An 11,904-nucleotide genomic window follows, 5' to 3' on the forward strand; every position below is an offset into this window, starting at 1 on the left:
CGAAGGTGTCGACTTGGTAGTCGGTGGTGTGTCCGTCGCGGCCGGTGATGCGTACGGGCATGCCCCAGGTGCCGGGTTCGATGGTTGTGGTGGTCCCGTCGGGGTAGGTGGTGTGGGTGATCAGGTCGTTGTCGTCGTAGGTGTAGCAGGTGGTGGCACCGGCTGCGTTGGTGACGGTGGCTGGCAGGTGGTGGTCGGTGTAGGTGGTGTCTTGGATTGCGCCTTCGGGGGTGATGATGCGCCAGACGTCGCCTGCGGCGGTGGCGCGGTAGACGGTGGGGCGGATGTCGCCGAGGAGGTCGTCGGTCAGCCAGTCGGTGGGGACGGTCCAGTCGGTGTTGTCTCGGTTGGTGGTGCGGCCGCGGCCGGTGAGTCCTGCTTCGTGGAGTCCGCCGTTGAGGAGGGCTTGGTAGAGGGGGAGGTTGTGGAGGCGGTCGAGGTAGGTGTCAACGACGCTGTCGCCGGTGTCTAGGGGGTTGCCGGTGAAGTCGCCGGCGGTTTCGATGAGTACGCAGACGGTGCCGCCAATGGGTGCGTCGTCGCCGGTGTCGTCGCCCCAGTAGAGGATGTTGGGGAACATACCACCGGTGCCGACTTGGGCGGTAACGCGTCCGTGGTCATCGTAGCGGTAGTGATACGCAGCACCATTCCGGTCACGCCAACCAGCAGTACGGCCTTGCTCATCGTAGAAGTAGCTCAACACACCAGCATGGGAGTTCACCACGCGAATGAGCTGACCTGCAGCGTCGTACTCATAAGAGATCAGCCGCTGAGGCGCTTCGTCAGGGTGAGTCTGCTGGTTATCAACCCAGATGGAAGCCACACGATTCGTAGCGTGATCCCAGACCAAAGACAAGTGAGTTCCATCGCTGCGCGTGATGTGTCGCATCTGGCCAGTAGCCTGATCCCAGGAGTACGTGATGGCCGCGCCCGTGTGATGAACCAACGCCGTCACACCAACGGTGAAGCCTAGACCAAGGTCGGCGGCGAAGGAGCCCGTGCGCAGGCCTGCGCCAGCCGAGCTTCCGCCAGCGGCAGGGGAGCGATCCTCCACGCCCGATGTAGTGACGTAGCTTCCGTCACCAGAAACAGAAAATACGTAGGTGATTCCCTCCGCGACGTTGCGCACACGGTAGGCACCATCTGCAAACGAAAGCAGCCACGCGCGGCCGTCCGCGCGGACCTCGGATCCGTCCGTTGGGGCTGGCGGGAACGTCAGCAGCGCACCATCGGGGGAGACCATGAGGACTTCGTCATCGAGGATCTCAATATGCACGTCCATGCGCGAGACCCACCTGGAGCCCAAAGCTCGTCCCAACTCGTGCGCAGAATTAGCATTTCGGTCGATGATCAGCGGCAAAATGCCAGGGATGTTGATGTCTTGAGTGAAATCGACCATGTTGCCTGTCGCCATATCGACTGGCTCAGCAGCGCAGCGAATCTGGTCGCCGCGGGTAATCTTTGAATAGTTAGACTTGGCGAGTTTTTCGCTAGCCTCGCCTGCGACATGGCTGGCTCCATTTGCCATCTTCAGTGCAGCTGAGTTGGCACCGGATTTCGCCGCTGCCTTAACAGCGGACGCTGCCTTGCCCATGCCGTGAGTTGCCTTGGCAACGGTATTGCCAAGCTTCCCGGCCTTTGCAAGTTTGGCTATACCGGCAAAAGGCAAGGAAGTCGCCACGTCGAAAAGTACCTCGCCCCACGACGCATTACCCGTTGCTGCAAGCAAAGCCTTCAGCCCAATGCCAGCAATCAACAGTCCCGCGCCGATTGCCTGAAGGCCAGGAACAAGAAGCAAAACGGAACCGACAATCTGCATGATGTCAGAAATAGCGGCGAGAACGTCAGCATGATCAGACACCCAATCCTTTGTCTTCTGCCATGCACGCTCCAGCAAGTTCGGATTGTCATCAAAGTCTGCTTTAGCCTGAGCTGCGATAATGCCTACGGCGGAATCAACCTCTTCGCCCAAGGTGGTCTTAATCGCATCAGAGGTCGAAATATGCCCTAGCCAAACAGTCTTAACTTCCTCAAAGTGGAGGCGTGCTGCTTCCATGGCAGTCTGAGCCGTCTGCGCATCAGCTTCTGCAGAAACGGCAGCGGAGGCAGTCGCGGCACCCACACCTGGAATCATCGATGTGCTTACGGCGGTGGCGGTCGCTGCCGTCGCTGTTACTCGCGCGCGAGCCGCGTTGACCTCAGCCGAGTTCAAGGCGGTAACAGCGGCCTGATAGTCAGCATGGGTAGCCCGAGCTGGCACTTCAAGAGCTCCCATCTCCGTTTGAGCAGTTTGCAGCGCCAACTCATAAAGGTGGACGGCGCGGCCAACACCTGAGTGAGACTCGCCAGTGATATCTAGATGGTTAGGGAAGTCAGCGTTCAGGAGTTCCTTGTATCGGTCGCCCTCGGAGCCCTCGAACCCGCCGTCGTTGATAGATCGCATTGCGGACGCCGCGGTCGTTGCTTGATTGCCGAAAGTAGAATAGCGACGCGCCGTTTCCCCAACGGCTCCAACGTTTCCACCAATGTGGAAGTTCTTACCTTTGTAGACGAAGAACGGGGCAAGCAATAGTTCTGGCATGGCGGGCTAAGATCCTCTGGTCTTTGGTCAGATGAAGAAACGAAGGGGAAATCGAAGAAGAGGGGAAGGAGAAGGAAAGGAGAGGGCTAGAAAGCCTAGCCCTCTTAGGACCCAGCGATAGCTTGGGAAGCGCGGCCACGAGTCTCAGCGACGGACTGGGTGTTTTCATCCAGCGCGCCACGAATCTGGCCCAGAATTTCCTTCAGGTTATGCGCAGCGGAAGACCACTTACCGTGAACCTGGGAGTATTCCTCCTGTTCGGAGCCTTCCCAGCTAGAAGCTAGCTTGCGGATATCAGAATCCATCTCCGACAGGGTGGACTCGATCTGGTTCATTACGCCATTGAGATCGCCAGAGGTGGACTCAGCATCGGAATTGTTGTACGCGTACACAGCCATGGTGGACGTTAACCTTTCTACGAATGAAGATGTGGTGACGGTGGTTGGTTAGAGAATGTTGCCCTGCTGGAAATTCATGCCGGCGAACTTTTGCTGCAGCGCGCTGGTCTGCTCTTCCTCACCCGACTGGTAGGACTTGCCAGCTTCATCAACGCGACCAGTCAGCTCCTCCAGAGCCTGCTTAACCTGATCCATGTTGTCCGACCATGCCTGAGTCATGTTGTCCCAAGCTCCAACAGAGGAGCCCTTCCAGGATCCCTTCAACGGCTCCAAAGCATCCAGGAACTTAGAGGACTGGTCCATCAGGTTCTGGTGGTTGGTCTGCAGAGAAGATACGTGACCAGAAACGGCACTGTGTTCAACGGAAAGGTGTTCGCTACCCATGATTACTCCTTGTGCGAGTCCGACAACACGGGCTCGTCGATAGTGGTGAAAAACTTGTACAGGTTGGCGCGCAGTTAATTCGGTGCTGGAAAGAACAAACGCGAGAGAAGATTTCCGACCTTCACCCGCATGCACCCCGCGCGTGACATTAGCTAGCCGAGCTAACTGGTTTCATCGAGCACTTTGGCAATTCCTTCACGAAGCTGTGAATTGCCATCTTTCATGTTTTGTAAGGCCTCTTGGACATCCGCGAGGACGTCCTTCAGATTTGTGGCGCCTTCTTTCCACTTGGTGATGATCTCGTAGTACGCATCTGCCTCAGTGGCCTCCCAGCCTCCACGAAGATCTTCAATTGAGTTGTCAATATCCTCCAAAGTATTCGCGATATCGCCCATCACCGTGTTGATATCGCCCTTTGTGGAATCTGCCGCCGAATCGCGGAACGCATAGTACGTAGCGCCGGACATGTGCTATTCCTTTCCCCTGAGCTTGGCGGCAAACTGGTTGAAACCTTTTGCGGATTCGTCATCGTATTGCTGAGTGACGTCAGCGATCTTGCCCGACACATCTCCCAGCTTCCCGACGTTTTCCAGAAGACGGTTGCGTGGACCATCCCACTCGCCGAAGTATTCGGCCACCGCCTGCTGGATCTTGTGGCCGTGGATGGAATCCACACCGGACAGAAAGTCGGCGCCTGTCTTATCGCCTTCCAGATCGGCCTTCATGCCGGCGAGATTGTTTGCAATATCACGCAGAGATTGCAGCGGTACTTGAATGTAATCTGACATGCCTTACTCCTGTTTCTGCAAAGCTTCCTGGCTACCAGCGATGAAGTTCGAATCGAGTAGATCCAAACCTTCAAATGTCTCACCCAACGTCTCTGGATGTGCCTGAACACTGTTGGCCACACGCTTCACGATGTTGCCCAGCAACTCACCAGTCTCCTCATCTGGAGCTGATCCAGAAATGACCAACGTCCATGTGGTGGAGGGAATGGGGAGAAACGCCTGGTGGTGGAATGTCGTGCGCCGCTGAGATATTGGACCGGACTGAGTGGTGTTGGATGAGTACAGATAGGCCGTTCCCTTGGGGGATGTGCACTGCTGTGTGGTCGCGTCCTTCGTAGAAAATGCCTGCTCCACGGTGCGCAGGCTAGCAAACTCAGGGGAGCTGTCGTACCAGCGCAACAACAGTGTGGCCGACGTTGCCTGTCCATCTTCCGAGAGGCCGGGGAGGATCAGGGTTAGAAGGATGTTTCCATCGCGGGCGGCTTTAACCAGCTGCTCGAGCTGCTGAAGCACTAGCTTTTGCTCGGCTCGCTTCAAGCGGTGGCCAGGAATGTAATTCTCCGCGATCTGGGACAAACGGTGTGGTGACGCTTCAGGGTGAGTATCGATACGGACCCAGTTGGTGGGCAGGGAGGCTTGCCATAGGAACCGTGGACGTGGGGCATCCGGGTGGAACCGCACAGGCGAGGTGACCGAACTGGCCATAAAGCCTTTCTCCTTATGAATTCACTCAATCGCACCATCAACTTTGAATACCTCTTCGAGGATGCCAGTTGAGCATCGAGATTGCATTACAAATTTCAATTAAAGGGAAAGAGGGGATCTTAAATTAGAAAATCCTGAGCGATAGGAAATCTGCAGGTATGGAAGCATAGTTTGGGTATGTATAGATAAGATTCTGGGTTAACTGGGGAGTGGACTCTTATGCAAAAATGAGGCGTGTGTAAGGTGCAGTTCACCTTAGGTTTACCCATAGTGCCCTCTAATTGGGGGAGCGGAAACCAAGCTGAACCAACTCCACACGGCCCGGGCCACGCACCCACTGAGCACGGCCAGTTGGTAGCTGCTGCAGGTACACCTTCGGCCACACAGCACCTTCTTGCCTTTCTCCGCTGAGCAGCAAACCATTTGCACCGTTGTCCCGGATGCCTTGCGCGAACGTGTCATACGTGGCTCTCGACACACCAGCCGCGCGGCGCGCAATCCACACGTGTAGACCAATATCTGCGCCATGGGACAGGAAGGGAACCAGTGGTCGGAGCGGGTTATTGGTTCCCTCGAACTGCTCGAAATCATCCACGACAATGTAGATTTCGGGGCCTTGCCACCACGATCGATCGCGCAATTGCTCCTGCGTTACATCCGCAGGGGGCAACCGCCTCTCCAGCTCTTTGGCGATACCTTTCGCCAACAGCTCCGCCGCGGACTTTGTGCCAGCGTACTCACCCAGGAACTCCTCAGGACACTCGCCAAGCAAGGTACGACGGGCGTCGAAAATACCAAACATCACCTGGCCCGGCTGCTTGCCACGAATTGCCTCCGACATCAATGCACGAAGCGCCGTCGTCTTTCCTGACGCATGCTCACCCACAATGAACAAATGACGCTGAGCACCATCCAAATCGAAGCGCACAGGTTGCAACGTTGATTCCGCCAATGCCACCACAGCAGGCTGACCGCCGCTGGCCTCAATCAACTCCTGCAGCATGACCTTCTCCGGCAACATGCGTACCGCAGGCGCATTCTTAAATGGGCTTGCTTGAGCAATCGCGGAAATCAGTGCCTGCGTGGACTGCTCCCGAACCACATCTGGCTGGTCCAGCACAGGGCTTGCCACATGGGAAAACAGCTTGTCTGCCGACAGAATGCGACCCGTCGGCTGGCCCGCCAACTGCTCTTGCGGCTTCTTCCCGATCGAGGAATCCAGAGGGTCATTCAGGCGATGTTCCAGCTTTGTGCCAATTACAGCCTGCAGCTGCAGCCGGAAATCTGCCCAGCGTCCCGTTGCAAACACCACATGTACGCCATAACCCAGGCCGCGGGCAGCCAAGTTCTGAGCCTGCTCTGCCAGATCCTCAAAGTCATGCCGAAGAGTGGCCCAGCCATCGATAATGAGGAAGACATCAGCGCTGGGTAGCTCCGGAAGACGGCCCGCCGCATGAGCGCGGCGCATGTCTTCCACGCTGGACAAGCGATGCTCTGCGAAGATGCGCTCACGATCCGCGAGGAACTGCAGCATCTCAGAAAACATGCGGCGCAGCTTATCCTCATCAAAACGAGTAGCCACATCACCAACATGGGGAAGCTCCGCAAACCCGGTGAACGCCGAACCGTTCAAGTCCGCGATGTACATGGACACTTCCGCAGGCGTGTGCGTCAGAGCCGTGGCCAGAACCAGGGACTTCACCGTTGTCGTCTTGCCCGATTGCGGAGCACCCATGATTGCGACATTGCCTTGCGAACCCGCCAAATCGACAACAAGTGGGCCCTGCCACTGCTCCAAAGGCTTATCCTTTAGCCCCAGTAGAATCTGCAATTGACCGGTGCGCTGAGCACGCATACCGCGGTCAGATGTGAGCTCTACCTGGCCCAACGCCGAGCCAAGATCGATTCTGTCAGGAACCGGAGGAAGCCAAATCTGACGGGTAGGTTCCGCAGCGGGGATCAAGCGGGACACAACCAGCTCCAACGTCGTAGTTGGCTCTACCGCCGGTTGGATATTCGCCGACTTCTTGGCATTCGTAGCCAGCGAAAGCTGGTGTGCCTCAACACGCTGCTGCAGCCAGCTTTCCGTCGTGTTCTCTAGCTCCAGAGGCATCGGAACAGGTGGAAGCTCGCGTTCCTCCTGGGATGCGGAGGACGTGTACGGTCCCGACACATAAGCGGCCTTAAAGCGGTCAAAGATATCCGGATCCACCTTCAAATAGCCCGAACCGGGAATTGGGGGAAGCTCGTGGGCTGCCGTGGAACCAATGGCCGTGCGGGATTCGGATGCGGAAAACGTACGCAGGCCAATGCGGTAGGACAGGTAGGATTCTAGGCCGCGCAGGCGGCCTTCCTCCAAGCGCTGAGAAGCCAAGAGAAGGTGCACGCCAATGGAACGGCCGATGCGCCCGATCTGCACAAACAATTCGATAAACTCCGGCTTGGCTGCTAGAAGCTCACCAAACTCATCAATCACCACAAACAGGACAGGCAGAGGATCCATGGAGGTCGAGCCATCCTGGCCGATCTGCTTTTGTCGAATGGCGTTGTACTCTGCAACATTGGCCAAGTTGCCAGCCTTTTGCAGAACATGCTGGCGGCGCTGAATCTCGCCCAAAATCGAATCATGCAGGCGATCCACCAAGCCCGCTTCGTCCGCCAAGTTATCCACCACCGCAGCCGTGTGGGGAAGTGGCTCTAAGCCGGCAAACGTCGCGCCACCCTTAAAGTCCACCAAAACCAGCGACAGCTGATCGGGATGATGATTGATCACCTGAGCCAAGACGATGGTGCGCAGCACCTCAGACTTACCCGAACCGGTTGCGCCCACACATAGGCCGTGTGGACCCATTCCGGATTTCGCGGATTCCTTGATATCTAGGTAGATCGGCTGCGCCTCGGCGTCAATTCCAAAAGGCACCTTCAGGAACTCATCCGCGCCACCCGGACTCCATTGGTGGGCAATGTCGTAGGTAGCGAAGTCATCAATGCCCAGCATCGCATCCAGGCCAATGGTCTGTTCAAGCGGAGCGTCCGGCGTGGCATCCTCCACCAAGCGCAGAGGTGAAAGCGAACGCGCCACGGACTCCGCTAAAGCAGGGGAGACCTCATCCAATCGGCCACGGAAACCTCCATACAGCATGCGCTCTACAAAGCCATCCTCGCCAGGTTTGGGTTCGCGCACCTCACCACGGTCAATCAGCTGAACCTGGAAATCGCGGGAATCCTCAATGGATACACGGACGTCTACGTGGCTCGGCTCGTCCTGTTGACGCAGAGACGTGGCCAGCACTGCAATACGGGCCTTCTCCAGGCTCAACACCTGAGACAATTGGCCCTCCAGCCAGCGCCCATGCTCGGAATCCATGTCCAGCACCACCACAATGAAAGGCTCTTCCAGAGACTTCATTTGGTACCGGGCGCGCTCCTTCAACTCGTCATTGCGGCGCTCCACCTCCTGAAGCAACGTTTGGGCGGAAGTTTCATCGTGGCTCACCTGGCGCTTGCCCAGAGGCCCATCAAACTCGTCCTCACTCAAGACGTGAGGAAGCCACAGCGCCCAATCTGCCGTATCCGCATGATCAGCCAATGGCAATGCAAAGTGGAAACGTACGTCATCAGGAGCATGGAACACCGCCGCTTGGGTGACAATCGTGCGCAGAGCCTCCGTTGTCAGCTGGGGAGAACCCACCAAACTGACCACACCACGGGCTGGAATGGCGATGGGAGTATTCTCCACGGTTTGAGTGCGCTTCAGCATGCGCTCTGCGTGCGCTTGGGAGATCGGCTCCGGAATGGCCAACGGGTCCGTGGCCTCCTTCACCTTGATGCCGCACGCCAGCTGGCACGTCCCTGATCCGATGCGGGTGACCAACACATCTTCGTCGCTTCGGCGCCGCTCCCACAGACGGAAGGGATTTCGAATGGCATCCTGCAGCGCGCCTGGCTCGGGGCTGCGCATTGCTGCGACCTTTTGTTGCTCAGTTGCCTTGTCTTTTGCCTTCGCCTCCATTTCCTTCAGGTGCTCCAAGAAACGAATGCGGGCTGTTTCGGCCTCCTTGCGCTTGCCCGTGCGCGAACGCGCGAACATCACCAGCGCGCTGACGATCACCATCACGAACATCACCGAGCCGATGGCCATGCGGATAGGGTTGCCGGACGACATCATCATGAGCACCATGCCCATGCCACCAATAACTGGAAGCAGGAACGTCACCGCATTCGCCGCCGCCCCATTGGAACGGATCGTTGGAATCTGGGCCAACTCCAACGGCCCTTGTGGCACTATCGCTCGATTCGCGCGAGCCGGACGGTGAATAATCTTGGTGGACATTACTTCAGCAAAAACTCTCTACGCACGTATCGGGGATCAACAGGACAATCGGCCGCTAGGCGCATACAAGGGCACCCAGTCACGTGCCACACGACAATCCATGTAATCATTACTACTATGTCTGCGATGTTTGTGAGATTAAGTGTGTTTTGGCAAGACCATCAATTGGATGTCAGCCTCCCAGCACACAGGCCCGTCATCGACTACCTCGATGACGTGGTGGAACTGTTCCGTGGACGAGTAGCAGATTCCGAATTTACCGCAGACGTGGAAGCTACCGCGCACCTGTGGGTGCTGTCCTCCCCAGAAACGGGGATTATCAACGCTGAGCGCACTCTCGAAGACTATGAGGTGCTGGACGGACACAAGCTCTACCTGTCGCAGCGAGCTGAAGCCGCCCACGCACCATTTGTCGATGACATCATGGCCGAAATGCGCAGCACCATTGGTGCCTCCCAGTTTGCGTGGTCTGGAACCACTCGCACAGATGGTTTGCTGGCAACTATGTTGGCCACTATTACGTTGGTTGGCCTCGTCGCACTCAAGGGTGTGTGGGGTAGCAGTCTCGCAGGGCTTGGTTTTGGGCATGGCTCGTCCGCCGGTGGACACGTTGTGGAGGCGTGGAATTCAGGTCGAATCACAAGCGTCGTGACCGCTACGATCCTGACCCTCGTGGCAATCGGGATTGCTCTGTGGAAGCCCCGTCCGTGGGCTCAGAAGTTGGCGTGGTCCCTGCCTATCTTTGGATTCATCGTCTCTGCAGCCGTGTTGCGGCCTGTGGATAGTGCGCCAGGGCTAGCCTGGACAATTAGCATCACTGCGCTCTGTGCGGCCATCGCAGCGTGGATCGCGCTGAGGAAGCAGGCGACAGCTACAGCGGTTTCAGCCGGGATCGTCGCCGTTGCTGCGGCGGTCTTCGGCCTAGCAACCTTCCTTGGAGCAAGTCCGTTTGCGCTGGCCGCGTGGACAGCATGGCTGCCCATCGCGATGCTACTGACCACGTCGACGCTTGCCATCAGTAGCACCGGGCTTGCCGCGATGCTTCGTCGCAGTGACGCAGGTGAATCCATTAGCCGCGAATCCATCCGCGCCGCCGCCCTGCGCACTGAAGCAATTAGTCGCGGTATGAGCTGGGCCGCAACAATCATGGGCGCCCTTATTGTGCTTGTTCTCAACACAAGCAGCTACTGGCAACAGGGGCTCATTGCAGCCCTGCTGGCGATCATCTTGATCCTGCGCACGACTGGCTTTTCGGATGCTCGCATCATTAGCCCTCTGCTCATCGCCGGAATCACTGGCCTCGCCACGAGCACCGGCAGCTTCGTGCATTGGTTCTTAGGCGACGGATCGCAGACTGGCAAGGACTCGACCGATCAGTTTGGTGTGAATGCGTGGATCTTCAACGGCGCTACTGATAGTTGGCAGCCATGGGCTGCAGCCGCCCTGGTCATCGTCATCTCGCTGATTGTTCTAGCCTTTATCGCAAGCCGTCAGCCGGACGAACTGGCCGAGGCTCGCATGGCCAAAGTCATCACATTCATTGACGTGGCGGCGTCCCTTGCATTCATCCCCATTGTCCTCATCGGGCAAGGTGTGCTGACCTACTACTGGGCGGTCAGTTAGGCGTCGTTCTACTAGGACCCTGGCGATAGATATAAGAAAGCTCGTGGCGCGAGGAACGCACCACGAGCTTTTTTACCGGCAGGTGATCAGCCAGTTCTGCCCGCCAAACCGACGTTGGCTAGATGTTGGCTAGATTCTTTCGACCTTGCCCACAGCGTGCAGGGTCTTTAGCTTAGAAGCCTTGCGCAGCTGCAGATCCCACTCGCTGGGGCGCGGGTAGGCCTTGTCGCCCGCAGCCTCGGCGAAGAATGCCACGGTGGTCGGCAGCGTAACAGGCTTGGCGAACTCCACGCTGAAACGTGCAGCGGAAGGCAGCAAGCCCTCCAGGCCGCGCAGCATCGTGGCAGCGGACCACATGCCGTGCGCAATGACGGCCGGGAAGCCGAATGCCTTCGCGCCAACGCTGGAGACGTGGATCGGGTTCTTATCACCCGAAGCCTGCGCGTACTCCTGGATGTCCGCCGGGGTGACGCGGAACTTCGCGGATGGGGTCGCGTCGTACTCATCGAACTCAACCGGCTCCAGAATGCGGCCGTCGGTCGGCTGCTTGTCCTTGTAAGGCGAGGAGCTGGAAAGCTTCGCACCCTTAGACAGGAAGCCACTGGTCTGCTTCCACACGTCCTCGCCGTCGACGGAGACGACGGTAACGACATCCAGCAGCACACCCTTGGTGTGCGGACGCAGGTTCTCCGCGTGCACGCGGATGTCCAGCACATCGTCCACGGTCAGGTCGCGGGTCTGCTCGATGCGGTTGGTCAGGTGCACCAGGCCCACGGCATTAACAGGGGAGTCCGATGCAGTCAGGATCTTCATGACAATCGGGAAGCTCAGCACGTACGGGTACGTGATCGGCAACTCGTTGCGTAGGCGCAGGCCCGTTGCCGCGTTGTAGGCAGCCAGCTCCGGCACCTTGATCTTGACGCCCTCAACCTTGAACGCAGTCTTTGGATTGTCCTTGGCGCTGCGGGGGCTACCCACGCCCGGAACAACATCCTTGACGGCGTTGCGGTACTCGTCCATCAGCACTGGGATGGAATCCAGCTTCTTGTAGTCAACCACTGGTCGTGGCTCCTTTCTCTACAGTTCGCTTGA

General features: G+C 57.8%; 9 protein-coding genes. 1 reads left to right on the forward strand and 8 read right to left on the reverse strand.

Features of this window, described 5'->3' with window-relative positions:
• The 7 genes from MHX66_RS08585 to eccCa all read right to left on the reverse strand — a co-directional run.
• Positions 1-2,581 (reverse strand): DUF6531 domain-containing protein (locus MHX66_RS08585; RefSeq protein WP_239202257.1); only part of this gene is annotated, 2,581 nt, incomplete at its 3' end.
• Positions 2,582-2,685: 104 nt separating this feature from the next.
• Positions 2,686-2,979, reverse strand: coding sequence for a WXG100 family type VII secretion target (locus MHX66_RS08590; protein WP_034966005.1), 294 nt, complete (start codon positions 2,977-2,979; stop codon positions 2,686-2,688).
• A 48-nt stretch (positions 2,980-3,027) separates the two neighbouring features.
• Positions 3,028-3,363 (reverse strand): WXG100 family type VII secretion target, encoded by a 336-nt coding sequence (locus MHX66_RS08595; RefSeq protein ID WP_239202259.1) that lies wholly within the window; start codon positions 3,361-3,363, stop codon positions 3,028-3,030.
• A gap of 161 nt (positions 3,364-3,524) precedes the next feature.
• Positions 3,525-3,830, reverse strand: coding sequence for a WXG100 family type VII secretion target (locus MHX66_RS08600; RefSeq protein ID WP_239202261.1), 306 nt, complete (start codon positions 3,828-3,830; stop codon positions 3,525-3,527).
• 3 nt (positions 3,831-3,833) lie between these two features.
• Positions 3,834-4,151, reverse strand: coding sequence for a hypothetical protein (locus MHX66_RS08605; RefSeq protein WP_239202263.1), 318 nt, complete (start codon positions 4,149-4,151; stop codon positions 3,834-3,836).
• Positions 4,152-4,154: 3 nt separating this feature from the next.
• Positions 4,155-4,856 (reverse strand): hypothetical protein, encoded by a 702-nt coding sequence (locus MHX66_RS08610; RefSeq protein ID WP_239202265.1) that lies wholly within the window; start codon positions 4,854-4,856, stop codon positions 4,155-4,157.
• A 277-nt stretch (positions 4,857-5,133) separates the two neighbouring features.
• Positions 5,134-9,189, reverse strand: coding sequence for a type VII secretion protein EccCa (gene eccCa / locus MHX66_RS08615; protein WP_239202267.1), 4,056 nt, complete (start codon positions 9,187-9,189; stop codon positions 5,134-5,136).
• 117 nt (positions 9,190-9,306) lie between these two features.
• Between eccCa and MHX66_RS08620 the strand changes: the two genes are divergently transcribed.
• Positions 9,307-10,812: an EsaB/YukD family protein gene (locus MHX66_RS08620; protein WP_239202269.1), complete on the forward strand. Its 1,506-nt coding sequence runs from the start codon at positions 9,307-9,309 to the stop codon at positions 10,810-10,812.
• Between the two features lie 129 nt (positions 10,813-10,941).
• On the opposite strand, the gene MHX66_RS08625 is transcribed toward MHX66_RS08620, so the two are convergent.
• The gene (locus tag MHX66_RS08625; RefSeq protein ID WP_239202271.1) at positions 10,942-11,871 is read right to left on the reverse strand and encodes a MaoC family dehydratase; all 930 of its coding nucleotides are present in this window, start codon (positions 11,869-11,871) and stop codon (positions 10,942-10,944) included.
• Positions 11,872-11,904: the final 33 nt, after the last annotated feature.

Origin of the sequence: Corynebacterium sp. ACRPH, from assembly GCF_022347285.1 — a bacterium.
GTDB lineage: Bacteria > Actinomycetota > Actinomycetes > Mycobacteriales > Mycobacteriaceae > Corynebacterium.